The organism is Pseudonocardia autotrophica (assembly GCF_003945385.1).
GTDB classification, from domain to species: domain Bacteria; phylum Actinomycetota; class Actinomycetes; order Mycobacteriales; family Pseudonocardiaceae; genus Pseudonocardia; species Pseudonocardia autotrophica.
The window spans coordinates 6,477,007-6,501,884 of the sequence record NZ_AP018920.1 but is presented as its reverse complement, the minus strand read 5'-3'; the positions used below and the strand labels follow the sequence as shown (position 1 = coordinate 6,501,884).

Below are 24,878 nucleotides of genomic sequence, written 5' to 3'. Positions count from 1 at the left end.
GGATCTGCACCCTGCACTCCCAAAACAGGGATCTTGTCCGGGCGGGCCGGGCGCCGGGCGGGTTACGAGCCGGGCACGCCGAGCGGCCAGGCCCCGTCAGCCGCCGGCGAACGGCGGCAACACGTCGAGCACCGAGGCGTCGCGCAGGACGGTGCTCCGGTCGCGCACCGCGAACTCGTCGAGCAGGAAGCTGCAGCGGTCGAGCACGGTGCCGAGCTCCGGGCCGTGCGCCGACCGCAGGAGATCGACCGCGTCGGCGACGGTGGCCCCCGAGCCGAGCTCGACGATCTCCTCCGCCGTCCCCGCGGCGGCCTTGGCGGCGGCGAAGTAGCGCACGGTCAGCGTGCGGGTCGCGATGCCCGTGCCTGTGCGGCTGTCGATTCCGGTGGTCATTCCGGTCATCCTCCGATCGAGCTCATCGGGCGGGTGGGCTGCAGGAACCCGGGATCGTCGATGCCGTGCCCCGCCTTCTTGCCCCACATGGCGTGCCGCCAGGTGTCGGCGATCTCGGCGTCGGTCGAGCCGCCGCGCAGCATTGCCCGCAGGTCGGTCTCGCCGGTGGCGAACAGGCAGGTGCGGACCTGCCCGTCGGCGGTGAGCCGGGTGCGGTCGCAGGCCCCGCAGAACGGCCGGGTCACCGAGGCGATCACCCCGACCGTCGGGGCGCTGCCGGACGTGCCGGGTGTGCGCAGCGGCGATCCGTCGCGCCGGCCCAGCACCTCGAACCTCTCGGCCGGTGCGCCGCCGCGGTCCTCGCCGGACTCGCGGAGCACGAACCGCTGCTCGAGGCGTTCCAGGATCTCCTCGGCGGTGATCATCTCGGAGCGCCGCCAGCCGTGCTGGGCGTCGAGCGGCATCTGCTCGATGAACCGCAGCTGGTAGCCGTGCTCCAGCGCGAATTCCAGCAGGTCGGCGGCCTCGTCGTCGTTGACCCCGCGGAGCAGCACGGTATTGATCTTGACAGGCTTGAGTCCGGCCGCGTGCGCGGCGGCCAGTCCGTCGAGCACGTCCTGCAGCCGGTCCCGCCGGGTGATCTCGGCGAACCGCTCCGGGCGCAGGGTGTCCATCGAGACGTTGAGCCGGTTCACGCCCGCGGCGGCGAGCGCCTCGGCGCGCCGGGCCAGCCCGATGCCGTTGGTGGTCAGCGAGATGTCCGGCCGCGGCTGCAGGGCCGACGCCGCGGACAGTACGTTCTCCAGGCCCTTGCGCAGCATCGGCTCGCCGCCGGTGAACCGCAGCTCCTCGATGCCGAGCTCGTGCACGGCGACGGCGATCAGCCGGTTCAGCTCGTCGTCGGTGAGCTGCTCGTCGCGCGGCATCCAGTCCAGGCCCTCGGCGGGCATGCAGTAGGTGCAGCGCAGGTTGCAACGGTCGGTGAGCGAGATCCGCAGGTCCGTCGCGACCCGGCCGAACCCGTCGACGAGGCGGGTGTCGGCGGGGCGGGACGGGTCCCGGGGCGGGCCGCCGCGCAGCGCCGGCAGGCCGAGCTGGGTGGTCATGTCCGCGAGGCTAACCCCCTGCGCGTCGACCGGCACAGGGCGGATATCCGCAGCTCAACGCGGTTATCCGCAGCAGCGGGAGCGGCCCCGTGCGGCTCGTCGCAGGTGCGGAACTAGTCGCGTTGTACCTAGTCGAAAGATTAGGTACGTCGTGACTACTACGGCTCACGTGTGCGCCTTGAGCTCCTGCCGTGCGACCGACCGGATGTGTACCTCGTCCGGGCCGTCGGCGAACCGCAGAGCCCGCGCCCAGGCGTAGAAGTAGGCCAGCGGGAAGTCGTCGCTCATCGCGCCACCGCCGTGCACCTGCATCGCCCGGTCGATCACGGCGCAGGCCATCCGCGGCACCACGACCTTGATCGCCGCGATCTCGGTGGCCGCGCCCTTCGCGCCGTGCTCGTCGATCAGCCAGGCGGTCTTGAGGGTCAGCAGGCGTGCCTGCTCGATCTCCATCCGGGACAGCGCGATCTGCTCGCGCACGACGCCCTGGTCGGCCAGCGGCCTGCCGAACGCCACCCGGGCCTGTGCCCGCTCGACCATCAGCGACAGTGCCCGCTCGGCCATCCCGATCAGCCGCATGCAGTGGTGGATCCGGCCCGGTCCGAGCCGGGCCTGGGCGATGGCGAACCCGCCGCCCTCCTCGCCCAGGATGTTCGAGGCCGGCACCCGCACCCCGTCGAGCACCAGCTCGGAGTGGCCGTGCTGGTCCTGGTAGCCGAACGTCGGCAGGTGCCGCACGATCCGCAGGCCCGGGGTGTCCCGCGGGACCAGGATCATCGACTGCCTGCGGTGCGTCGACACCGTGTCGTCCGAGTCCGGGGAGGTCTTGCCCATCACGATGAAGATCCGGCAGCGCTCGTCGGCGGCGCCGGAGATCCACCACTTCCGGCCGTCGATCACGTAGTCGTCGCCGTCGCGGCGGATCCGGGTCTCGATGTTGGTGGCGTCGGAGGAGGCCACGTCCGGCTCGGTCATCGCGAACGCGGACCGGATCTCGCCGGCCAGCAGCGGCTCCAGCCATTCCTGCTTCTGCGCCTCGGTGCCGAACAGGTGCAGGGTCTCCATGTTCCCGGTGTCCGGGGCCTGGCAGTTGATCGCCTCCGGCGCGATCACCGGTGACCAGCCCGACACCTCGGCGACCGGCGCGTACTCCAGGTTGGACAGGCCGGACAGGGACGGCAGGAACAGGTTCCACAGGCCGCGCTCGCGGGCCTGCTCCTTCAGCGTCTCCACCACCGGCGGCAGGTCCCACTCCTGGGGCGTGCTACGCCGCTGCGCGCGGAAAGCGTCGTACTCGGCCTCCGCGGGCAGTACCCGCTCGTCGAGGAAGGCGCGCATCCGCACCGTGTAGTCGGTCGCCGCTGCACTGGGTGCGAAGTCCACGGCGCCGATCAGAACACACCGGGCGGACCGTTGCGCGCGGGCGTCCACCGGTGTGTGCGTGGCATCCGCCGTGGCACCGCCGCAGGCGCGACCTTAGTATCCACGGCGTGCCGCACTTCAGGATCTCCGAGGCCGCCCGCCTGCTCGGCGTCAGCGACGACACCGTCCGCCGCTGGGTGGATGCGGGGACGCTGCCCGTGCAGGCCGACGCGTCCAACCGCAAGGTCATCGACGGCGCCGCGCTGGCCGAGTTCGCGCGCGAGCACGCCTCCGTCCCGCCGGATCCCTCGGTGGTCCAGCGCTCCGCCCGCAACCGGATGGTCGGCCTGGTCACCTCCGTCATCGCGGACACCGTGATGGCCCAGGTGGAGATGCAGTGCGGTCCGCACCGGGTGGTCTCGCTGATGAGCAGTGAGGCCGCCCGCGATCTCGGTCTGGAGCCGGGCGCGCTCGCCGTGGCAGTGATCAAGTCCACCAACGTCGTCGTCGAGACGCCGGGCGGAGCTCTGTGACCACGACCGCTCCCGCCCGCCGGGAGCGCGCAGCCGACCGGCACGGAACCGGGGTCGGCCTGCCGGTCTGGATGTGGATCCCGGCCGGGCTCGGGTTCCTGGTGATCGCGCTGCCGGTGTTCGGGCTGCTGTGGGAGGCCGACTGGGTGGCGATGCCGGCCCTGCTGACCAGCACCGCTGCGCTCTCGGCGCTGCGGCTCTCGCTGCTCACCGCCGGTGTCTCGACCACGCTGTGCCTGCTGCTCGGCGGCCCGCTCGCGGTGGTGCTGGCCCGCGGCCGGATCAACCGGTTGCCCCGGCTGATGCGCGCGGTCCGTTCGATCGTGCTGCTCCCACTGGTGCTGCCGCCGGTCGTCGGCGGGCTCGCCCTGCTGTTCCTGCTCGGGGCGAACGGCCTGGTCGGGCGAGGGCTCGACACCGCGTTCGGGATCTTCATCCCGTTCACCACGGTCGCGGTGATCCTGGCCCAGACGTTCGTGGCGATGCCGTTCCTGATCGTCGCGCTGGAGGGTGCGCTGCGGACCGCGGGTGAGCGCTACGAGGCGACGGCGGCCACCCTGGGCGCGTCCCCCGGGCTCGCCTTCCGCCGGGTGACGGTGCCGCTGGTGCTGCCCGGTCTGGCGTCCGGGCTGGTGCTGGCGTTCGCCCGCTGCATGGGGGAGTTCGGGGCGACGATCGCGTTCGCCGGGAGTCTGGAGGGCACCACCCGGACGCTGCCGCTGCTGGTCTACCTGCAGGGCGAGACCGACGTCGCGGGGGCGGTGGCGCTGTCGCTGTTGCTCGTCGTCGTGTCGCTGATCGTGATCGTGGTCGGCCGCCCGCGCGGGATGGACGGCCGCGGATGAGCGGCGTCGAGCTCGCGGTCCGGCTGGACCGCGACGGGTTCGCCCTCGATCTGGAGCTCTCCGTCGCCGACGGGGAGGTGCTCGCGGTGCTGGGGCCGAACGGGGCCGGGAAGTCGACCCTGCTCGGCGTGCTGTCCGGGTTGCTGCGGCCGGACCACGGACGTCTGACGGTCGACGGCCGGACCCTGCTCGACACCCGGACCGGTGAGTTCGTCCCCCCGTTCCGGCGTGGGGTCGGTCTGCTCGCACAGGAGCCGCTGCTGTTCCCGCACCTGTCCGCGCTGGCGAATGTCGCCTTCGGTCCCCGGGCACAGGGTGTGCCGCGGGCCGAGGCGGACGAGCGCGCCCGTGCGCTGCTGGCGGCGGTCGGGGTCGAGCAGCTCGCCGGGCGCCGCCCGGCGCAGCTGTCCGGCGGGCAGCAGCAGCGGGTCGCGCTGGCCAGGGCGCTGGCGCCCCGCCCCGGCCTGCTGCTGCTCGACGAGCCGCTCGCCGCGCTGGACGTGGATGCCACCCCGGCGATGCGTTCGCTGCTCCGCCGGGTGATCGCCGACGGCGGGCAGACCGCGCTGCTGGTCACCCACGACGCGCTGGACGCGCTGGTGCTGGCCGATCGGGTGGTCGTGCTGGAGGCGGGTGGGATCGTCGAGCAGGGGCCTGCCCGGGAGGTGCTGGCCCGGCCGCGCAGCGCCTTCTCGGCCCGGATCGCCGGGCTGGACCTGGTGCCGGGCACCGCGGACGGTGCCGGGCTGCGCACCGCCGACGGGGTGGAGCTGCACGGGCAGGCGATCGAGGTCGCGATCGGCGAGCCCGCGGTGGCGGTGTTCCCGCCGGCCGCGGTGTCGGTGCACGCGCTCCGGCCGGAGGGCAGCCCGCGCAATGTCTTCCGGGTCCGGGTGGCGGCGCTGGAGCCGCGCGGCGACACCGTGCGGCTGCGGGCAGGTGCCGTCGACGGTGGTCCGGACTGGGTGGACGGGCTGGCCGCGGACGTCACCCCGGCCGCGGTCGCCGAGCTGGGCGTGGAGCCGGGGCACGAGCTGTGGTTCGCGGTGAAGGCCGCCGAGGTCGCGGTGCACGGGCGCCTGGGTTGACAACGGCGCGCGGGCGCTCAGGTTGACACAGCGCGCGGGCGCTCAGGTTGACACAGCGCGCGGGCTGACCCGCCCCGCGGCCGGCTACACATCCGTCACCCCAGCAGCCACAGGATTCACCCGCGCCACCATCGTGTCTCTCGCCCCACCGGCAACGGCCGAATATCGTCGCTTTCCGTGAGCCTCCACCGTTCCCGAGCCGCCGTCGCGGTCACTGCCGGTGCACTGGCCGTCGCGCTCGGTGTTGTTCTGGCGCCGGTCGCGTCAGCGGCCCCGGACGCCGGCAGCAGCACCTCGAGTACCGCGCCCAGCACGGCGCCGAAGAGCCCGGTGGGCGACCTGACCGGATACCTGGTGCAGACCGCGACGGCCGGCCAGACCCGGGCCGCGGTGGAGGCGGTCGGCGCGACGCCGAGCGTCACCTTCGACACGGTGCTGCACGGGTTCGCGGCCCCGCTCGACCCGGCGCAGGCGGCCGAGCTGCGGGAACGTCCGGGAGTGGTCGGGGTGGAGGAGGACCGCACGGTCAACCCGCTGGACCCGCAGGGCAGCCACCAGGCCGCCCCGTCGGACGACCGGGAGGGCCCTGGCGGCGACGTCGCCGTCACCGAGCAGGCCCCCGGGAACTGGGGGCTCGACCGGATCGACCAGCCCGATCTGCCGCTGGACGGGCGATACCAGCGCACCGCGACCGGTTCCGGGGTGGACGTGTTCGTGCTCGACACCGGGGTGGACGCGCGGCATCCGGAGTTCGGCGGCCGGGCGCGGCTGGAGGTCAACACGATCGACGACCGCGACGAGGACTGCGACGGGCACGGCACCGTCGTCTCCGGGATCGCCGCGTCGAACAGCTACGGTGTCGCCCCCGAGGCGAACGTGCGCGGGGTGAAGGTGCTCGACTGCAACGGCACCGGCACCCTGTCGTCGCTGCTGGCCGGGCTCGACTGGGCGGTGCAGAACAAGCGCGGCCCGTCGGTCGCGGTGATGTCCTGGAGCTACGGCGACTCACCGATGCTCCGCCAGGCGATCCAGCGGATCCTCGACGCCGGGATCTTCGCCGCGTCGTCGGCCGGCAACACCGGCGGCGACGACTGCACCGCGCTGCCGCGGGCGGTGGACGGTGTGCTGGTCGTCGCGAACTCGACGATCGAGGACCGGCGGGCGTCGAACTCCTCCACCGGGCGTTGCGTGTCGATCTACGCGCCGGGAAGCCGGATCGTGGCGCCGGTGCCGGGCGGCGGCACCGCGTCCTACAGCGGGACGTCGATGGCGGCGCCGTTCGCGGCGGGCGTCGCGGCGCTCTACAAGCAGGCACAGGGCGACCGGCCCAGCGCCGCCGTCAAGCGGTGGATCATCGACAACTCGGTCGGGGGCCGGATCGACGGCGGCTCCACCGGCAACACACCGAACCGGTTGCTGCAGACCGGCGGGCTCTGAGCCGGCGCCGGTCTACCGTCTCGGCCATGCCCGGAACGCACGAGAGCCCGGCGGATCTGGCCGCACTGGAGTCCGGGTACCTGGTCCCGGGCACCCCGCAGTGCCCGACGTTCCGGGAGAACACCGAGTGGCGGACGATCATCGACGGGATCGACTACTTCGCCCAGCTGTGTGAGCTGTTCGACCGGGCCGGTCCCGGCGACTCGGTGCTGGTCACCGGACTGAATCTGCAGCCGGACATGGACCTCACCGGCGCCGAGCCCGGCGACGACGACTACGAGGCGCTCGCCGACCGGCTGGCCCGGCTGGCCGACGACGGCGTCGACGTGCGGGTGCTGCTCACCGCGGCGGTGTTCTCCGGATCGGTGCCCGGCATCGCCGTCGGGCCGTTCCGGGCGAACGCGTTCGCAGCGCTGGAGCTGCGCCGCCGCCGCTCGCTGCGCGGCCGGGTACTGCTCGACTGGTCCGGTTCCGGCATCGGCTGCCACCACCAGAAGATCGTGCTCGCGCACGTCGGCGGCACGCTGACCGCCTTCGTCGGTGGCCTCGATCTCTCGGCGAACCGGTTCGACGCCGAGCCGCACGACCGGCTCTCGATCGGCGACGAGCGCTGGGGCTGGCACGACGGGGCCGTCCGGCTGCGCGGCCCGGCCGCCGGCCGGGTGTGGGAGGTGTACCGCGCCCGCTGGACGGAGGCCGCGACGTTGCCGCCGCGGTCGTTCTACCGCCCGCCGGTCCGCTGGGAACCGATGAACCCCGAGCCGTTCGCACCCCCGCTCCCACCGGCGCCCGAGATCGAGCCGTACGACGCGCCCGGCACCGCGGTGCAGGTGCTGCGCTCGTTGCGCCCGTGGAAGATCGACCACTTCGGCACGCTCTACCGCAGGCACTGGACGGTGCTGCCGCGACGCGGCGTCCAGGAGGTCTTCCACGCGCTCGCGACCGCGATCCGCGGTGCGCGGCACTACATCTACCTGGAGGACCAGTACTTCTTCGAGGTCCCGGGCGGCCGGCGCGCGTTCCGGCTCTACGGCCTGCTGCGCGACGCCGCCGCCCGCGGGGTGCGGATCGTGCTGGTCTGCTCCGGCCGCCGGGACCCGGCCGACGCGGGGATCAACAAGTTCCGCCGCAGGGTCACCGGGGACGTCCAGCGTGGGGTCATCGACCAGCTGGACCCGGCCGACCGCGGCAACGTGATCATGCACCGGATCGAGGGGCTCACGGTGCACACCAAGCTGATGCTGGTCGACGACGTGTACGCGGCCGTCGGCTCGGCGAACTTCTTCTCCCGCTCGATGCGCGGCACCGACACCGAGCTGAACGCGGCCTTCGTGACGACCGGGGACCAGGTGCGTGATCTGCGGGTCCGGCTGTGGGCCGAGCACCTGCGCACCGAGCTGACCGACGAGCTGCGGCCGCGGCTGGAGGATCTCGACCTGGCGCTCGGGATCTGGCGGCCGGAGTGGCTGCCCCCGCAGGCCCCCGCCGGGACCTGGCGGGTGCCCGGTTATCCGGCCGGGTTCGATCCGGCCGAGCGCGTCCTCGTCCCGGTCGGGCCGTGGCCCGAGCCGTCGCCACGCCCACTGCGCCGGGCGGCCCGCGGTGCCCGCCGGAGCGCCGCCAAGGTGGCCGAGTCGGGCCGGCGGGCCGGCCGCAGGCTCTCCTCCTGAACGCCGCGATTCCCTACTTACGGGGGTAGCGGGGTGTTGGCAGGGTGCCTGCTCCGGGGACAGGATGTGCCAGCCGCCTCCGGGCGCCGAACCGCGCAACCGCCGCAACTGCGGCAACCGCTGCAACCGCACTGCCGAGGAGAACATCGTCGTGACCTCCACCGTGGCCGGAGCCCCCGCCGTCCCGTCGTACGCCTCCGGGATCTCGGACACCCCGCTGCTCGGCGACACGATCGGCGACAACTTCGACCGGACCGCCGCCGCGTTCGGCGACAACGACGCGCTGGTCGAGGTCTCCACCGGGCGGCGCTGGACCTACACCCAGCTGCGCGAGGCGATCGACAAGCTGGCCTGCGGCCTGCTCTCCGCCGGGGTGCAGACCGGGGACCGGCTCGGGATCTGGTCGCCGAACACGGCCGAGTGGACGCTCACCCAGTACGCCACCGCCAAGATCGGCGTCGTCCTGGTCAACATCAACCCGTCCTACCGGACGCACGAGCTGGAGTTCGTGCTCAAGCAGGCCGGGATCTCCACGCTGGTCTCGGCGGCCGAGTTCAAGACGTCGAACTACCAGAAGATGATCGCCGAGGTGCGGCCGAACTGCCCGGACCTGCAGCGCGTCGTGATCACCGGTTCGGACGAGTGGAACGCGCTGGCCGACGGCGGCGCCGCCCCGGACCGGGTCCGGCTGGCGGAGGTGCAGGCGTCGCTCGGCGCGGACGACCCGATCAACATCCAGTACACCTCGGGGACGACCGGGTTCCCGAAGGGCGCGACGCTCTCGCACCACAACATCCTGAACAACGGCTACTACGTCGGGAAGCTCTGCAACTACACCGAGGCCGACCGGGTCTGCATCCCGGTGCCGTTCTACCACTGCTTCGGCATGGTGATGGGGAACCTGGCCTGCACCACCAGCGGTGCCACGATGGTCATCCCGGCCCAGGGTTTCGACCCGAAGGCGACCCTGCGGGCCGTCGAGCAGGAGCGCTGCACCTCGCTCTACGGGGTCCCGACGATGTTCATCGCCGAGCTCAACGATCCCGACTTCGAGTCCTACGACCTGTCCAGCCTGCGCACCGGGATCATGGCCGGCTCGCCGTGCCCGGTCGAGGTGATGAAGCAGGTCGTGGAGCGGATGGGGATGGGCGAGGTGACGATCTGCTACGGCATGACCGAGACCTCGCCGGTCTCCACCCAGACCCGCGCGGACGACTCGCTGGACCGCCGGGTCTCCACGGTCGGCCGGGTGCACCCGCACCTGGAGATCAAGGTCGTCGACCCGGAGACCGGGAAGACCGTCCCGCGTGGCGAGGCCGGTGAACTCTGCACCCGCGGCTACTCGGTGATGCTGGGCTACTGGGACCAGCCGGACAAGACCGCCGAGTCGATCGACGCCGCCCGCTGGATGCACACCGGCGATCTCGCCGTGATGGACGACGACGGCTACCTCAACATCACCGGCCGGATCAAGGACATGGTCATCCGGGGCGGCGAGAACGTGTACCCGCGGGAGATCGAGGAGTTCCTCTACACCCATCCCGACGTGGTGGACGCGCAGGTCGTCGGTGTTCCGGACGAGCGCTACGGCGAGGAGCTGTGCGCCTGGGTGATCCTGCGCGATGGCGCACCGGAGCTGTCCGTCGACGCGCTCAAGGAGTTCGCCACCGGCAAGCTCGCGCACTACAAGATCCCGCGCTACGTGCTGGTCGTCGAGGAGTTCCCGATGACGGTCACCGGCAAGGTCCGCAAGGTCGAGATGCGGGAGCGCTCGGTCGGCCTGCTCGACCTGGAGACCGCGGCCGGCGTCCGAAACGCCTGACTCCCGGCGGCCCGGGGCGGTACGATGGGCTGCGACGCGTCCGGGTGACCTGAGCACGGTGAGTCACGGCCACTCCGGGCGCGTTTGTCGTGCACGCAGCAATCGCAGGGAATCGAGGAACACGGTGCCCACCGGCAGGGTGAAGTGGTACGACGCGGAGAAGGGCTTCGGCTTCCTCTCCCAGGACGACGGCGAGGACGTCTACGTCCGCAAGGCGGCACTCCCGGCGGGGGTGGAGGCGCTCAAGTCCGGCCAGCGCGTCGAGTTCGGCATGGCGGAGGGGCGGCGCGGTCCGCAGGCGCTGTCGGTCCGGCTGGTCGAGAAGCAGGCGTCCGCCGTCGAGAACACCCGGCGTCCCGCGGAGGAGCTGCACGGCCTCGTCGAGGACATGATGCGGTTGCTGGACAACAAGATCCAGCCCGCGCTGCGGCACGGCCGCTATCCCGACCGCAAGACCTGCAAGCTCGCCGCCGAGGTGGTCCGCGCGGTCGCCCGCGACCTGGACGGCTGACGCCCCGCGGGGCGGCCGGAAATGCCGGGCGCCTGCGCGGCGTTCGGGCAGGCGTGCGCCTGTCGTTGCTGGACCGTTCGCGGACCCGGGCCGGGGAACCCGACTCGGCCGCGCTGCGGCACACCGTGGCGCGTGCCCGCCGCGCCGAGCAGCTCGGTTACCACCGGTTCTGGGTGGCCGAGCATCACGCCGTGCCCGGGATCGCGTCCGGCAGCCCGCCGGTGCTGATGGCGGCGGTGGCCGCGGCGACCGCGCGGATCCGGATCGGCTCCGGCGGGATCATGCTGCCCAACCACCAGCCGTTGGTGGTCGCCGAGCAGGTCGCGATGCTCGCCGCGCTGTATCCCGGCCGGATCGATCTCGGCATCGGGCGCTCACCCGGCTTCACCGCACCGGTCCGCCGGGCCCTGCGCGCGGCGGCCGCCGACGACGACGCGTTCCGCGCCGACCTGGCCGAGCTGCGGTCGTTCCTGGACGGCACCGGCCCGGTCACCGTCCGGCCCCGTCCGGAACGGTCGGTCCCGCTGTTCCTGCTGGCGACCGGCGCCGGATTGCGGCTCGCCGGTGACCTGGGGCTCCCGGCCGTCGTCGGCGGTCCGGTGCTCGACGACCGGGCCGCACTGGCCGACTACCGCGAGCGGGCCGGGGACGCCGCACATCTCGTGGTCTCGGCCGACGTCCTGGTCGGGCACCCGGATCTGGCGCTGTCCGAGGCGTGGGCGCTCGCCGCCGCCCGGAGCACCGGCGAGTTCCCGCCGCTGGAACCGCCGGACCCGGACCGCCGGACGACCGCGCGGCAGCGCGAGGTCGTGGCCCGGGCGCTGGCCCGCACCCTGGCCGGCGACTCCGACACCGTCGCCGAACTGCTCGATGACCTGGTCGACCGGACCGGGGCGGACGAGCTGATGGTCAGCTCGTCGACCTGGGACTCCGAGGCTCTGGCCGAGTCCGACGCGGCGCTGGCCCGGTTGCTGGTGGGCGGCCGGGCGCGTACCGGGGCCTGAGGGAACTCACTGCCGACGTCTCCGGTACCGGGTCCGCAGGTACTCGTCGACCCAGTTCCTCGAGCTGCGCCACTGGCCGTCCGGGCCTTTCGTCGCCTGCAGGGCTCCCCGAACCGCTGCGGTCCGCAGCGCAGTCGAATTGGCCTCGTCGGAGGCAAGCGCGGCGAGCGGGACGAGGCGGGCCGGGCCCGCGACCGCCGGCACGACGAACTTGTAGAGGTTGTCGAGGATGGCCCGGGCGATGAGCTCACCCAGGCTCCCGGGGTCGCCCTTGTCCGCACGCCGGAGCGCGGACAGGTAAGCGCTGCGCTGCTTCTTGTAGATGATCGCCGGTGGAAACCCCGAGCGCACGAGTAGAAGGTTCAGGACCAGGCGCCCGGTCCGCCCGTTGCCGTCCAGGAACGGGTGGATCTGCTCGAACCGGCAGTGCAGCCGGGCGACGCTCTCGGCGAACTCCTCGGACGTGGCGTCGAGTTCGCCGACCTCGCCGATCCATGCGTGCATCTCGCTGTCCACCAGGACGTGGGACGGCGGGAGCATGCCTCCGGGGAAGGGGTGGATGTCGTGCCGGCGGAAGTTCCCCGGGGTCTCGTCGGGACCGGCGTCGGGATGCGGGGCGACGTCCCAGACCGCGTGCATCGCCATCCGGTGGATGTGGCGGATCTCCTGGAGCGTCAGCGGTTCGGGTGAGGCTCGGTCGGGCTCGATGGCCTGCCCGTACACCCAGTCCGACGCGTCCGCGTAGCCGCGGACCTCCATGTACTCACGGAGCTCCTTGTCGCCGACCGCACGGCCTTCGGCGAGGAGCTTCTCGACCTGTTTGAGGACGAGCGTATTGCCCTCGAGCGCGGTCGAGTGGTGCGCCTCCTCGAACCAGATTCCACGCCAGATGTCCGCGGCCTCGAGCGGGCTGGGGAGTCCACCCATCCGCTGCCAGAGCTCGTCGATCTGGACACGCAGACGGGCATAGACCGCCTGCCGGGAAGGTCGACCGCGCGGGCTCATGGCGCTCCATCGTTCGTACGCTCTCGGGCGACCGAATTGAACCGTACACATTCGCTGTGCGGGGCGGATCGAGCGACGATGTCGAAGTGTACGGCTGAGCGGGACGGAATCGAACCGTACAACTCGGTGCCCCGCACCCCCGGCCTCAGCTCGCCGGCTGCTCCCCGACCAGCACCCAGGTCGCCCGGACCGGGAACTCCAGCGCCTCGGTCTCCGGGTCGATCGCCGGGGCCGCGCCGAACAGCTGCACCTGCGCGGTGACCAGCCGATCGGTCTCGGAGGGCAGGATCAGCGTGTACTCGCCGCGGCTGCCCGGGGTGGCGATGTCGCTGCGTTGCTCGATCGGTGTCGGGTCGTCGCCGCGGGTGAAGGCGTAGGCGACCTGCCATGGCCCGGCCGACACGTCCTCCGGCACGGTGATCCGGATCGGGGTGCCGGCCGGCACGTCCGCGGTGACCCGGGAGTTCGGCTCGTCCGAGCAGTTCTCCATCCGGTTGTCGCAGAACTGGGTCGGTGCCGCCGTGAGGGAGGCGCCGTCCACGTCGAACGTGACGGTGGGGCGGGACGTCCCGCAGCCGGCGAGCAGGACGGCGGCGACGGCGAGCATCCCGGCGAGCGCGCGGCCGGTCCGGCGGGATCGGGTGATCACGGCGGCCAGCCTACGGACCGCTCCCGGCGGCCGGCGTCAGTGCATCGCGGCGGTCGGCTGCGGTGCCGTGCGGGCCCCGAGGCCGGGCACCAGTGTCCCGCCGCGGCGCACCATCACCGACTGCAGCGCGAACACCGCGATCACCCCGGCGGCGATCAGGAAACCGGTCCGGAACGTGTCGTGCGGGGCGAGCACGCCGATCGCGCCACCCAGCACCCAGGCCAGCTGCAGGACCGTCTCGGAACGCCCGAACGCCGAGGCCCTGGCGTGCTCGGGGAGATCGCGCTGGATCACCGCGTCCAGACAGACCTTGGCCAGCGCGCTCGCCGTCGACGCGATCAGGGCCACCACGACCGCCGCCGGGACCCCGGGCAGCAGCGCGGCGCCGGCCGCGGCCAGCACGGCCGCACCGGCGGCGGTCAGCACCACCGGCTCGACCCGGTCGAACCGGCTGCGCGCGCCGATCGCGTTGCCGAGGAACAGCCCGGCGCCCGCGGCCGCGCCGACCACGCCGATCACCAGTACCTGGCGGGTGGGGTCACCGCCGGCCTGCTCGGTGCCCGCCTTGACGACGAACGCGACGAACAGGGTCAGGAAGCCGGTCAGCACCCGGACCGCGCCGGTGCCCCACAGCGCCACCAGCACCGACCGGGTCGCGGGGACCTTGCCGCGCCGGGCCCCGGGCCGGGCGGCCGGGACCGCCGCCGGGACCTCGCCCGCGGTCGACTCCACCCACCGCGGGATGCGCAGGCACAGCACCGCTCCGGCGACGCCGAGCGCCGCCGTCCACCACAGCGCGCCCGGCGAGCCGAACGCCCAGGCGGCACCGGCGGCCACCGCACCGGCGACACCACCGGCGGCCATCCCGAAGGTGGTCAGCCGGGAGTTCGTGGTGGCCAGGGTGATCGACGAGGGCAGCACCCGCGGCGTCACCGCGGCCTTGAGCACCAGGAACGACTTGCTCAGCACCAGGATCCCGAGCGCCGCCGGGTACAGCACCCAGGTGTCGAGGTGGAACACCAGCACCACGGCGAGCACCGCCCGCCCGGCACACGACACCGCCATCGCGATCCGCCTGCCCCGCTGCAGCCGGTCCAGCATCGGGCCGATCACCGGCGCGACCAGCGCGAACGGTGCGACGGTGATCGCCAGGTAGAGCGCGACGTTGGCGGTCGACTCGGCGGTCGCGGCCGCGAAGAACAGGGTGTTCGCCAGCGCCACGGCCACCGCCGCGTCGAGCGCGTAGGTGAACATCGTGGCGTAGGTCAGCGCGGTCAATCCGGAGCCGTCCGCCCCGTCGGCGGTCGCGGCCCGCCGGAACAGCCCGACGGCCCGCCCGGTCAGCTCCCGGGTGCGGTGCACCGCGACCCGGGTGACGGTCAGCTTCCGCGGGCCGGACGAGGGGTCGGGCGCCGGTTCGCGCAGCGTCGGATCCGACGCGATCGGTGTGGTGCTCGGATCGGGCCGCGGGACCCGCTCGGTGCGTTGCTCGGCGGAGGGGGAACCCGCTGCGCGGGCGCGGCGGCGCCGGAACGGGTTCGGGGCCATGCCCCCATTGTGCGCCGGGGGACCGACGGTTTTCGCACCCACGGGGTCGTCCCGGCGCGTCATCACCCGGCCGGACGTACCGCGCCCGGCTCCGGCGGTGCCGTGAGCCGCACCCGGAACGTCGTGGGCCACAGCTTCCCGGTCAGCAGGTACTCGTCCCCGGCCACGTGTGCGATGCCGTTCAGCACGTCGGCGCCCCGTCTGCCGGCCGGATCGAGCAGCCCGGAGGCGTCCACCACGAGATCCACGGTGCCGGTCGCCGGATCGATCCGGACGATCTCGTCGCTCTGCCACACGTTCGCCCACACCCGGTCGCCGACGCACTCCAGCTCGTTGAGCTCCGGCTGCGGGGAGCCGTCCCGGGTGACCGCGACCGAGCCGGTCTCGGCGAGATCGGCGGGATCGTGGAAGCGCAGCCGGTCGGTGCCGTCGGAGCGGACGATCCGGCCGTCGTCGGCGAGGCACAGGCCCCAGCCCTCGCCGTCCACCGGGACCTCGCGGCGCAGCGCCAGCGTCTCCCGGTCCCATTCCAGTGCGACGCCGTCGCGCCAGGTGAGCTGCCAGATCGCGTCACCGGACACGGTGATCCCCTCGCCGAAGTAGGCGGGTGGCAGCGGCGTGGCCGCGCGCAGCGCCCCGGTGTCCGGGTCGAGGGCCCGGATCTCGGACTCGCCGACCCGGCCGGTGCCCTCGTAGAGCACGCCGTCGTGCAGCTCGAAGCCCTGGGTGAACGCGGCCGGGTCGTGCGGGATCTCGGCCAGTACCTCCGGGCGGATCACCGGTGCGGCTCCGGGCGCCGGGGCGGCGGCGCCGCACGCCGAGAGCACGAGGAGGAGGGGGAGCAGCAGCGCAACGGGCACCGGCCCAGGATGCCGGGAGCCGGGTGGCACACTGGTGAGGTGACTGCTGGTGACGACACCGCCTCCCCCGAGGGAGCCACCGTGCCCCAGGCGCCCGCACCGCCTGCAGCGACGGAACCGCGGGTCGCGCCGCCCGAGCTGTTCGACGCCGTCGACATCGCCCGGGCCGCCGCCGTCGAGGAGGCCGCCGACGAGCTGGGTCGCGCCGCCGCCGTCGCCGCGGTGGGCCTGCATCTGGGCGCCGGCGCCGAGGACGACGGCTCGGTGACGCACTCGTTCGTCGCCGAGCTGCCCGGGTACCGCGGCTGGCGCTGGGCCGTCACGGTCGCCAGCGCCGGGCCGAGCGAGCCGGCGACGGTCTCGGAGTCGGTGCTGCTGCCCGGTGACACCGCCATCGTCGCGCCGACCTGGGTGCCGTGGGACCAGCGGGTCCGGCCCGGTGACCTCAAGCCGGGCGATCTGCTGCCGCCCCCGGCCGACGATCCGCGACTGGTGCCCGGCTACGTCGACAGCGGCGACCCGGCGGTCGAGGAGCTGGCCGGCGAGGTCGGCCTCGGCCGGGAGCAGGTGCTCTCCGCGGACGGCCGTGCCGCGGCCGCCGACCGCTGGCAGCAGGGTGACCGCGGCCCGGCGGCCGAGCTCGCCCGGGCCGCGCCCGCGTCCTGCGGGACCTGTGGGTTCATGCTGCCGATCGCCGGCTCGCTGCGCGGGGTGTTCGGGGTGTGCGCCAACGGTTCCGCCCCGGCGGACGGGCAGGTCGTCGCGGTCGGCTTCGGCTGCGGCGCGCACTCGTCGGTGACCGAGACCGGTGGTTCGCCGGTGTACGTGTCGGCGCTGGTCTACGACGACGGTGTGGACCTCGAACCGGTCGGTTCGCACTGAGCCGACCTCCCGCGGGCGGATCCGCCGATCCGTTCGACACCGCGGCGTTGCGGGCGGGGGTGCTGGCGGCGTGGTCGTCGTCGCCGACCCGGTTCCGGGAGGACGTCAACGCCGAGGACGACCTGCGGCGCGGCGGGTACGCCGAGACCTGGGTCGCCGAGCTTCTGCAGAACGCCGCCGACGCCGCCGCGGCGGGTGCGGCGCCGGGCCGGGTGCTCGCGCGGGTGCACGACGGCGAGCTGCGGATCGCGAACACCGGCGCCCCGCTGGACGCCGCCGGGGTCGCCGCGCTGGCCGCGCTGCGCGCGTCGGCGAAGCGGGACGCCACCGGGGCGACCGGCCGGTTCGGCGTCGGCTTCGCGGCGGTGCTCGCGGTCTGCTCGCAGCCCCGGCTGGTGACCGCGCAGGGCGCGATCGCGTTCTCCGCCGAGCGCACGGCGGCCGAGGTGACCGCGCTGGGCGGTGCGGCGGCCGATGAGCTGGCCCGCGACCCGCGGGTCCCGGTGCTGCGACTGTGCTGGCCGACGTCCGAGGAGCCCCCGCCGGACGGGTACGCCACCGAGATCCGGCTCCGGCCGGACTCGGCCGATCCGGCGACGCTGCTCGCCGAGCTCGCCGTTGCCGCGGCGGATCTGCTGCTCGCGCTGCCCGCGCTGGGCGAGGTCGCCGCCGGGGACACCGTGCTGACCCGCAGCGACCTGGGCGGGGGCAGGATCCGGATCGGTGACCGTGAGCTGCTGCTGGCCGGTGGCCCGGCCCGCTGGGCCCTCCCGTACGTCGACGGCCGCCCCGTCCCGTACCCGCCCGACGCGGGGGAGGTGTTGCACGCCCCCACCCCCAGCGCGGAGCAGCTGTCGCTGCCGGCGCGGCTGCTCGCGCCGTTCCCGCTGGACCCGGACCGTCGCCGGATCCGGGCCGACGACCCGGGCACCGGTGCGCTGGTGGAGCGGGCGGCCCACGCGTTCACCGAGCTGATCGGGGTGGTCGAGCCGCACTATCGGACGATGCTGGTGCCCGAGCCGGGCTTCCCGCGCTCCCCGCTGGACGGCCTGCTGCGGACCGCGATCGCCGCCGCCCTCGGCTCCTCGCCGTGGCTGCCCGCCGCCGGCGGCGGGGTGCTCGCACCGGACCGGGCGGAGTACCTCGATCTCGGCGGCGACACCCCCACCGGCCTGCCCGAGCTGCTCGCCGCCGCCGATCCGGCGTTCGACCGGCTGGTCGCGTCCGGCGTCGTCCCGCCGCCGGGCCTGCACGTCGACCGGCTGGGTCCGGCGGCGCTGACCGAGCGATTGACCGGAGTCGACGCCGGGCCGTCGTGGTGGCGGGAGCTGTATGCGACGCTCGCCCCGGCGGTCGACGCGATCCCCGGTCTCGCCGCGGAGCTCGGTGCGCTGCCGGTGCCGCTGACCGACGGCCGGCTGGTGCCCGGCCCGGCGACGGTATTGCTGGCCGACGGTGCCACCCCGGACCTGCCGGAGTTGCGGACCGCGCATCCCGACGCGGCGCATCCGCTGCTGCGCAGGCTCGGTGCCGCCGACGCCGACCGGGAGACGCTGCTCGCCTCCCCGGCCCTGCTCGACGCCGTCGAGCGCTCGGTCGACGACGCCGAGGCCGGTCTCGACACCGAACCGCTCGCCCGCGCCGTGCTGGCGCTGCTCGACACCCCGTCCGCGGCCCGGGACCCGCGGTTCGGCGCGCTCGCCCTCACCGACGACGACGGTGTCCCGGCCCGTGCCGACGAGCTGGTGCTGCCCGGATCCCCCGTCCGCGACCTGCTCGATCCGGACGCACCGGTCGGGATCCTGGACGCCCGCTGGCTGGACGCGGGGAAGGACGCGCTGGTCGCGGCCGGAGTGCTGGACCGGTTCGTGGTGGTCGACTTCGATCCCGAGGTACTGCACGACGCCGACCGCTACGACGCCCACCGTGCCGACGCAGAGCGCTGTGACGCCGACGGTGCCGAGGCCTCCGCGGTCCGGGATCTCGATCTCGTCGACGACGACGCCTGGCCCGCCGCGCTGGCCCTGCTCGCCGCCGACCGGGACACCCGGGCTGCGATGCTCACCGGGTACACCGCCTGGTGGCTGTCCCGCAACGTACGGATCGGCGGCCGGCTGCCCTCGACCTGGCGGCTGCCGTCGGCGAGCACCCTGGCCGGGCTCTACGATCCCGTCCCGCCGCTCGACGGTCTCGGCGACGACGCGATCCTCGTCGCGATCGGGGTGCGCAGCGGGATCACGATCGACGGCGCCGACGAGGCCGTCGAGCTGCTGGACCGGCTCGCCGATCCGGCCCGCCCGGTCACCGGCGACGTCGCCGGGGTCGCGCACACGGCGCTGGCCGCCGCCCTGCGGGCCGGCGTGTTCGATCTCGACGATCTCGACCCGCCCGATCACGTCCGGACGCTCACCGGTGAGGTCGCCCCGGCCGATCGCGCCGTCGTCGTCGACATGCCGTGGGTGCTGCCCGCGCTCGACGACGTGCCGGCGGTCCCCGGCGGCGACGACCCGGACGCACTCGCCGAGCTGCTCGACCTGCCGGTGGCGTCCGCCCGGGTCACCGGCATCGTCCGTGGTGCGGGCGAGCCGGTCGCCTGGACCGCGGTCGCCGAGGTCGTGCTGGCCTGCCGAGCGATCGGCGTCGACCCGCCGGAGGGCGAGCTGCGGCGGCACGAACGGCTGGCCGTCGAGCTCGACGACGGCGGCACGGTCACCGTCCCGGCGTGGCCGGGGGCGGACGGCGGGTGGCACGCGTCGGACCCGCTCCGGGCGCTGGTGGCCGAGCTGGCCGCGCAACGGCGTGTCAGGATGATGTCGTGACGACAGAGCTTCCGCGCCGGGTCGCGGTGCTCTCGGTACACACCTCACCGACCGAGCAGCCCGGCACCGGCGACGCGGGCGGCATGAACGTCTACGTCGCACAGACCGCGATCCGGATGGCGCGCCGCGGGGTCGAGGTCGAGATCTTCACCCGGGCGACGTCGTCGGAGCAGCCGCCGACGGTCGAGCTCGCGCCGGGCGTGACCGTCCGGTTCGTCGCCGCCGGTCCGTTCGAGGGGCTCGGCAAGGACGACCTGCCCGCCCAGCTGTGCGCTTTCACCGCGGGGGTACTGCGGGCCGAGGCCCGGCACGACCCGGGCTGGTACGACGTCGTGCACTCGCACTACTGGCTCTCCGGCCAGGTCGGCTGGCTGGCCCGGGACCGCTGGGGGGTGCCGCTGGTGCACACCGCGCACACCCTGGCGAAGGTGAAGAACGCCGCGCTGGCCGCCGGGGACACCCCCGAGCCGCGGGTCCGGCTGATCGGCGAGGACCAGGTCGTCGCCGAGGCCGACCGGCTCGTCGCGAACACCGAGATCGAGGCCAAGCAGCTGATCGAGCTCTACGACGCCGACCCGCGGCGCACCGTCACGATCCCGCCCGGGGTGGACACCGACCGGTTCCGGCCCGGTGACCGGGCGGCCGCACGGGCCGCGCTGGACCTGCCGCACGATGCCGTGGTGCTCGCGTTCGTCGGGCGGATCCAGCGGCTCAAGGCGCCGGACGTGCTGCTGCGGGCCGCCGCCGAGCTGCTCGCCCGGACGCCGTCGCTGCGGGACCGGCTGGTGGTGCTGGTCGCGGGCGGGCCGTCCGGGTCGGGACTGGCCGAGCCGACGTCGTTGCAGGAGCTGGCGGCCGAGCTGGGCGTGACCGACGTCGTCCGGTTCCTGCCGCCGCGCGGCGGCGACGAGCTGGTCACCGTCTACCGGGCGGCCGATGTGGTGGCGGTGCCCAGCCACAACGAGTCGTTCGGGCTGGTCGCGCTGGAGGCGCAGGCCTGCGGGACGCCGGTGGTCGCGACCCGGGTGGGCGGGCTGCCGGTGGCGGTCGCCGACGGCCGGTCCGGGCTGCTGGTGAGCGGGCACGACATCTCCGACTGGGCGGACGCGCTCGGCGAGCTGGCCCTCGACCCGGCCCGCTGCGAGCGGATGGCGGGCGTCGCGGCCGGGCACGCGCGGCGGTTCTCCTGGGACCGTACGACCGACGCCCTGCTGGGCGCCTACGACGAGGCCCGCGCCGAGTTCCGCGCGCGGGAGGGGGGCAGGCGATGACCGACCTCGATCCGGTGATCTCCGGGGCACTGGCCGACATGGACGTCGAGCACGTGCACCGCGGGCAGGGACAGTGGCTGGTGACGCTGCCCGGGGAGGCCCGGCTGCAGACCCAGACCTGGCTGCTGGCGCGTGAGCAGACGCTCGGCGTGCAGGCGTTCGTCTGTCGTCGTCCTGACGAGAACGCCGAGGGCGTCTACCGGTTCATGCTGCTGCGCAACGCCCGGCTCTACGGCGTGCACTACTGCCTGGATCGGGCCGGCGACATCCACCTGGTCGGCAGGCTGCCGCTGCACGCGGTCACCGCCGAGGAGATCGACCGGGTGCTCGGCCAGGTGCTGCAGGCCGCCGACGGCGACTTCAACACGTTCCTGGAGCTCGGGTTCGCCTCCTCGATCCGGCGCGAGTACGCGTGGCGCAGCGAGCACGGCGAGTCGACCGCGAACCTGGCGGCGTTCGAGCATCTGATCGACCAATAGCGGCGGGAGACCGCGGCGCGCGGATCGTGGTCGAGTGGATCGGTTTGCGGCGCAGCAGTTCCGCCCGGAGCGCCGGCGGGCCGCGCGGCGTCGTCCGGCGCGGCGCCCCGCGATCGGCGGTCGTTGTGCCCCGGAATGGTGGCCGATGTCCGGTCGTCGGGCGTGGGGCGCTGCGCGTCGAGCGGTGACCCGCGGGTAACTTTTGCCGACCGCGCGGCGGCGGGGAACCCGGGTAGTGCTTAGCATGTTGCGAAGCTCCGGGTGTGCCTCCCGCCACCCGGCTCCCCCCGAAGGACCTCGCGAAGGAGCGACGCCTTGTCGATGCGCAGCCCGTACCCGGACGTCGAGATCCCGGAAGTTTCGCTGACCGAGTTCCTGTTCGCCGACGGCTTCGGAGACCGGGCCGACGCGCCCGCGTTCCTCGACGGCACGACCGGCGACCAGCTGACCTTCACCGAGTTCCACGGCCTGGTCGAGAAGATCGCCGGCGGGCTGGCCGCCCGCGGCATCGGCAAGGGCGACGTGGTCGCCCTGTTCGCGCCGAACCTGCCCCAGTGGGCGGCCCTGTTCCACGGCATCCTGCGTGCGAACGCCACCGTGACCAGTGCGAACTCGATGTACACCGGCGGCGAGCTGGCACACCAGCTCACCGACTCCGGCGCGACGACGCTGATCACCGTGTCGCCGTTCCTGGACCGGGCGCTGGCCGGTGCCACCGAGGCGGGCCTGTCCGCAGACGCCGTCCTGACCATCGACAAGGCCGAGGGCCACGACTCGCTGGCCGATCTCGTCTCGTCCGGGGCGCCTGCCCCCGAGCTCACCACGACCGCGGACGACACCGCGGTGCTGCCGTACTCCTCCGGCACGACCGGGCTCGCCAAGGGCGTGATCCTGACCCACCGCAACCTGGTGGCGAACCTGCTCCAGGTGCACGTCATGGGCAGCGTGACCGACCAGACGAAGATCATGGCGTTCCTGCCGTTCTTCCACATCTACGGCATGACCGTGATGATGAACCAGGGCCTGCACACCCGCGCCACGGTCGTCACGATGCCGAAGTTCGATCTCGAGCAGTTCCTGTCGATCACCCAGAAGTACGCGGTCGACCGTCTCTACATCGCCCCGCCGGTCGCCGTCGCGCTGGCCAAGCACCCGATCGTCGACTCGTACGACCTGAGCTGCGTGAAGACGATCTTCTCCGGGGCGGCCCCGCTGGACGGCGAGCTCGGCCGCGCCGTCGCGAAGCGGCTGAACTGCACGGTCCTGCAGGGTTACGGCATGACCGAGCTGTCCCCGGTCAGCCACTGCATGCCCGACGACCGCGGCGACCTCGACCTGAACTCGTCCGGCTTCGCGCTGCCGAACATCGAGTGCAAGCTGGTCGATCCGGAGTCCGGCAAGGAGGTCGGCGTCGGCGAGCGCGGCGAGCTGTGGGTGAAGGGCCCGAACGTGATGGTCGGGTACCTGAACAACAGCGACGCCACCGACGCCACCAAGGACGCCGACGGCTACCTGCACACCGGTGACATCGCCGTCGTCGACGACGAGGGCGTCTACTCGATCGTCGACCGGGTCAAGGAACTGATCAAGTACAAGGGCTACCAGGTGCCGCCCGCCGAGCTGGAGGCGCTGCTGCTCACCCACGACAAGATCGCCGACACCGCGGTGATCGGGGTCAAGGACGCCGAGGGCGAAGAGGTGCCCAAGGCGTTCGTGGTGAAGCAGGCCTCCGGTGCGGATCTGACCGAGGACGACGTGATGGCCTTCGTCGCGGAGAAGGTCGCCCCGCACAAGAAGGTGCGGGTCGTCGAGTTCATCGAGCAGATCCCGAAGTCGGCGTCGGGCAAGATCCTGCGCAAGGATCTGCGTGCCCGGGAGACCGAGCAGGCCTGACTCTCCTGACCGACCGGGACGGCGTCGCGAACCGCGGAAACGCGGGGGCGGCGCCGTCTCGTCGTCTGTGGGGTGTGGGGGCGTACCGGGCGATCCGGGGGTGTCCACGGAACAGGCACGGAACGATCATGAAGGCCAAGGCGAGTGTGGGCCCGGGTCTCTGGTCTCTGTAGTTGTGGTCAGAGTGGGAGGCCGGTCTGGTATCCGCGATCATCTAAGATTCCACGAATGCCACCCATCTCCTCGTACGGATCCCGATTCCTGGGCTTGTTGGTCCTCGCCTCGATCCGGACAAGTCTCAGCTCATCGGTCGCTCCGTAAGTACGCCCGCGACGTTCCCCTTGGGTGAAGAACAATCCGGCATCGACTATTTGTTGTAGATCGCGGGTCGCTGTCCGTTCCTCGACGTCGGCCAGCTTCAGGTAGCTGGACCGCCGCATTCGTAAGCCGAGTGAGCAGTCGTACAGGGCGGGAACGGATCTTTCCGGTAGCCGCTTGCGCCGGGCAATTTCTTCGAGCTGTGCCCACATGTACGACGCCTCGGCGAGCCGTCCGACCACTGTCTGTGCTTGCATGTGGTGAGCTCGCAAGATGAACTTCACCCAGGGTCTGGTCGAGTTTCCTGGATTCCAGGCACCCTGCCCGACTTTTCCGAGTACCGAATAGTAGTCTGGCGTGTTCTTTCCGAGGAATTCTTCAATGCTGCTGAACTCGGGGGCGACGATGCTGTCGCGAGCAAGGATCAGAGTCTGCAGGCAGCGTGCCATTCTCCCATTTACTTCGCGAAATGGATGGATCATCACCAGGTTCAGGTGTGCCATTGCGGCGCGGACGTAGTTGGGTGCCCCCTGCTCTTGTGGAATGGTCTCGACCAGCTCCTGGCACAGCTCGGGAACTCGTTGAAAGTCGGGCCCTTCGTACACGATCTCATCTCTTGATTCGTCTACAACGAAAACTGAATTGAGTCGGTACCGGCCCGGACTCTTCAGTACGTCATGTGCGAGCATCATGTAGTGAAGGCTTCGAATCAGACTCTGGTCCAGCTCGAAATGAGGATCGTCTGCCAGCTGGAGCACGTAGCTCATGGCGGTGCGGTAGCCGCGAATCTCGGCCCAGGTCGCCTCGTCTGCTGACAGTGGCTCCTCTTCCTCCACCGCTGCGACCGCGTCCTCGTCGCTGACGTCGTACCCTTCGATGCTGTTGCTGCCCTGGATTGCCTTCGCGAGCAGGTTCCTTCGGAGCTGACCGGTCCAGCGCCGCGGCTCACGTAGGGCGTACCTCATGTCCTTGCGGAACGTGTCGATCTGCTCGATGACCTGCATGTCCAGGTCGTCGAGTGTGGGCGGTTGAAACAGCATGGCGGGCTCCGGAGTCGCTTGGCGCTATGTCTCATACTAAGAGACATGTGTCTGTGTGTCACGGACAATGCGCCAAGGCGGCTTGAGTGCAGCGTCCCGCGCAACCGGGCCGCTCCAGCGGTGGGCGGCTGTTGTTCCGTCGGGGGGCGCCGGGGAGACCGGTGGTCGAGTCGACACGCCGCGGGTGACTCGCTCTGGCTCGATCGAGGCATGTTCGGCGTGCAGTTCCTGGGCAAGGACCTGCGGGCCCGGGAGAGCGAGCGGGAGTGGCTTCCCTGACCGGCCGAGGCGACGTCGTGACCTGTGAAAACGCAGGGACTGCGCTGTCTCGTCGTCGGTGGGG

Annotated in this window: 21 protein-coding genes; 13 read left to right on the top strand and 8 right to left on the bottom strand. The window is 72.7% G+C overall.

Going from position 1 to position 24,878, the window contains the following annotated elements; genetic code table 11:
- Window positions 1-96: 96 nt before the first annotated feature.
- From Pdca_RS30275 to Pdca_RS30265, 3 genes are all read right to left on the bottom strand, one after another.
- On the bottom strand, window positions 97-393 hold the full coding sequence (locus Pdca_RS30275; protein WP_085910571.1) for a MoaD/ThiS family protein: 297 nt from the start codon (window positions 391-393) through the stop codon (window positions 97-99).
- A 5-nt stretch (window positions 394-398) separates the two neighbouring features.
- Entirely contained in the window at window positions 399-1,499 is a 1,101-nt protein-coding gene (gene moaA, locus Pdca_RS30270; protein WP_085910705.1) for a GTP 3',8-cyclase MoaA, read from the bottom strand.
- A 165-nt stretch (window positions 1,500-1,664) separates the two neighbouring features.
- Complete coding sequence (locus Pdca_RS30265) at window positions 1,665-2,882, bottom strand: acyl-CoA dehydrogenase family protein (protein WP_085910706.1); 1,218 nt, start codon at window positions 2,880-2,882, stop codon at window positions 1,665-1,667.
- A 107-nt stretch (window positions 2,883-2,989) separates the two neighbouring features.
- Between Pdca_RS30265 and Pdca_RS30260 the strand changes: the two genes are divergently transcribed.
- The 8 genes from Pdca_RS30260 to Pdca_RS30225 all read left to right on the top strand — a co-directional run bounded on the left by Pdca_RS30260 (window position 2,990) and on the right by Pdca_RS30225 (window position 11,771).
- The gene (locus Pdca_RS30260) at window positions 2,990-3,394 is read left to right on the top strand and encodes a TOBE domain-containing protein (protein WP_085910572.1); all 405 of its coding nucleotides are present in this window, start codon (window positions 2,990-2,992) and stop codon (window positions 3,392-3,394) included.
- 71 nt (window positions 3,395-3,465) lie between these two features.
- Window positions 3,466-4,239: an ABC transporter permease gene (locus Pdca_RS30255; RefSeq protein WP_085910707.1), complete on the top strand. Its 774-nt coding sequence runs from the start codon at window positions 3,466-3,468 to the stop codon at window positions 4,237-4,239.
- Entirely contained in the window at window positions 4,236-5,327 is a 1,092-nt protein-coding gene (locus Pdca_RS30250) for a sulfate/molybdate ABC transporter ATP-binding protein (RefSeq protein ID WP_085910573.1), read from the top strand. The genes Pdca_RS30255 and Pdca_RS30250 overlap by 4 nt, the downstream gene beginning before the upstream one ends.
- 177 nt (window positions 5,328-5,504) lie before the next feature.
- On the top strand, window positions 5,505-6,764 hold the full coding sequence (locus Pdca_RS30245; protein ID WP_085910574.1) for a S8 family peptidase: 1,260 nt from the start codon (window positions 5,505-5,507) through the stop codon (window positions 6,762-6,764).
- A gap of 26 nt (window positions 6,765-6,790) precedes the next feature.
- Window positions 6,791-8,434: a phospholipase D-like domain-containing protein gene (locus Pdca_RS30240; RefSeq protein WP_085910575.1), complete on the top strand. Its 1,644-nt coding sequence runs from the start codon at window positions 6,791-6,793 to the stop codon at window positions 8,432-8,434.
- Between the two features lie 163 nt (window positions 8,435-8,597).
- Entirely contained in the window at window positions 8,598-10,256 is a 1,659-nt protein-coding gene (locus tag Pdca_RS30235; protein ID WP_166666000.1) for an AMP-binding protein, read from the top strand.
- Window positions 10,257-10,380: 124 nt separating this feature from the next.
- Window positions 10,381-10,767, top strand: coding sequence for a cold-shock protein (locus Pdca_RS30230; protein WP_085910577.1), 387 nt, complete (start codon window positions 10,381-10,383; stop codon window positions 10,765-10,767).
- Between the two features lie 53 nt (window positions 10,768-10,820).
- Window positions 10,821-11,771 carry an MsnO8 family LLM class oxidoreductase gene (locus tag Pdca_RS30225; RefSeq protein WP_085910578.1) on the top strand — a complete coding sequence of 317 codons (951 nt, stop codon included), beginning with the start codon at window positions 10,821-10,823 and terminating at the stop codon, window positions 11,769-11,771.
- A gap of 6 nt (window positions 11,772-11,777) precedes the next feature.
- On the opposite strand, the gene Pdca_RS30220 is transcribed toward Pdca_RS30225, so the two are convergent.
- From Pdca_RS30220 to Pdca_RS37240, 4 genes are all read right to left on the bottom strand, one after another.
- Window positions 11,778-12,776 (bottom strand): Fic family protein, encoded by a 999-nt coding sequence (locus tag Pdca_RS30220; RefSeq protein ID WP_085910579.1) that lies wholly within the window; start codon window positions 12,774-12,776, stop codon window positions 11,778-11,780.
- A 145-nt stretch (window positions 12,777-12,921) separates the two neighbouring features.
- Entirely contained in the window at window positions 12,922-13,425 is a 504-nt protein-coding gene (locus tag Pdca_RS30215) for a DUF2771 family protein (RefSeq protein ID WP_085910580.1), read from the bottom strand.
- A 36-nt stretch (window positions 13,426-13,461) separates the two neighbouring features.
- Window positions 13,462-14,973, bottom strand: coding sequence for an MFS transporter (locus Pdca_RS30210; protein ID WP_232021281.1), 1,512 nt, complete (start codon window positions 14,971-14,973; stop codon window positions 13,462-13,464).
- Between the two features lie 62 nt (window positions 14,974-15,035).
- Entirely contained in the window at window positions 15,036-15,833 is a 798-nt protein-coding gene (locus tag Pdca_RS37240) for a glutaminyl-peptide cyclotransferase (RefSeq protein WP_085910581.1), read from the bottom strand.
- 39 nt (window positions 15,834-15,872) lie between these two features.
- On the opposite strand from Pdca_RS37240, the gene Pdca_RS30200 reads away from it, so the two are divergent.
- The 5 genes from Pdca_RS30200 to Pdca_RS30175 all read left to right on the top strand — a co-directional run bounded on the left by Pdca_RS30200 (window position 15,873) and on the right by Pdca_RS30175 (window position 23,177).
- Complete coding sequence (locus tag Pdca_RS30200; protein ID WP_307724023.1) at window positions 15,873-16,715, top strand: DUF3027 domain-containing protein; 843 nt, start codon at window positions 15,873-15,875, stop codon at window positions 16,713-16,715.
- A gap of 47 nt (window positions 16,716-16,762) precedes the next feature.
- Window positions 16,763-19,534 carry a sacsin N-terminal ATP-binding-like domain-containing protein gene (locus Pdca_RS30190; RefSeq protein WP_158092028.1) on the top strand — a complete coding sequence of 924 codons (2,772 nt, stop codon included), beginning with the start codon at window positions 16,763-16,765 and terminating at the stop codon, window positions 19,532-19,534.
- Window positions 19,531-20,805 (top strand): D-inositol-3-phosphate glycosyltransferase, encoded by a 1,275-nt coding sequence (mshA, locus tag Pdca_RS30185; protein WP_085910584.1) that lies wholly within the window; start codon window positions 19,531-19,533, stop codon window positions 20,803-20,805. Before Pdca_RS30190 ends, mshA begins: the two co-directional genes overlap by 4 nt.
- Entirely contained in the window at window positions 20,802-21,284 is a 483-nt protein-coding gene (locus Pdca_RS30180) for a type III secretion system chaperone family protein (protein WP_085910585.1), read from the top strand. Before mshA ends, Pdca_RS30180 begins: the two co-directional genes overlap by 4 nt.
- A 321-nt stretch (window positions 21,285-21,605) precedes the next feature.
- Window positions 21,606-23,177 (top strand): AMP-binding protein, encoded by a 1,572-nt coding sequence (locus tag Pdca_RS30175; protein WP_197719850.1) that lies wholly within the window; start codon window positions 21,606-21,608, stop codon window positions 23,175-23,177.
- A 179-nt stretch (window positions 23,178-23,356) separates the two neighbouring features.
- Here Pdca_RS30175 and Pdca_RS30170 read toward each other — a convergent pair whose 3' ends face one another.
- A complete protein-coding gene (locus Pdca_RS30170; RefSeq protein ID WP_085910587.1) occupies window positions 23,357-24,535 on the bottom strand; it encodes a Fic family protein in 1,179 nt (392 codons plus the stop codon).
- Window positions 24,536-24,878: the final 343 nt, after the last annotated feature.

Excerpts from the sequence above, each read along its gene's own strand:
- Pdca_RS30175 (WP_197719850.1), top strand. The coding sequence starts at position 21,606 with ATGCGCAGCCCGTACCCGGACGTCGAGATCCCGGAAGTTTCGCTGACC.
- Pdca_RS30275 (WP_085910571.1), bottom strand. The coding sequence starts at position 393 with ATGACCACCGGAATCGACAGCCGCACAGGCACGGGCATCGCGACCCGC.
- moaA (WP_085910705.1), bottom strand. The coding sequence starts at position 1,499 with ATGACCACCCAGCTCGGCCTGCCGGCGCTGCGCGGCGGCCCGCCCCGG.
- Pdca_RS30250 (WP_085910573.1), top strand. The coding sequence starts at position 4,236 with ATGAGCGGCGTCGAGCTCGCGGTCCGGCTGGACCGCGACGGGTTCGCC.
- Pdca_RS30180 (WP_085910585.1), top strand. The coding sequence starts at position 20,802 with ATGACCGACCTCGATCCGGTGATCTCCGGGGCACTGGCCGACATGGAC.
- Pdca_RS30240 (WP_085910575.1), top strand. The coding sequence starts at position 6,791 with ATGCCCGGAACGCACGAGAGCCCGGCGGATCTGGCCGCACTGGAGTCC.
- Pdca_RS30170 (WP_085910587.1), bottom strand. The coding sequence starts at position 24,535 with ATGCTGTTTCAACCGCCCACACTCGACGACCTGGACATGCAGGTCATC.
- Pdca_RS30210 (WP_232021281.1), bottom strand. The coding sequence starts at position 14,973 with ATGGCCCCGAACCCGTTCCGGCGCCGCCGCGCCCGCGCAGCGGGTTCC.
- Pdca_RS30255 (WP_085910707.1), top strand. The coding sequence starts at position 3,466 with ATGTGGATCCCGGCCGGGCTCGGGTTCCTGGTGATCGCGCTGCCGGTG.
- Pdca_RS30220 (WP_085910579.1), bottom strand. The coding sequence starts at position 12,776 with ATGAGCCCGCGCGGTCGACCTTCCCGGCAGGCGGTCTATGCCCGTCTG.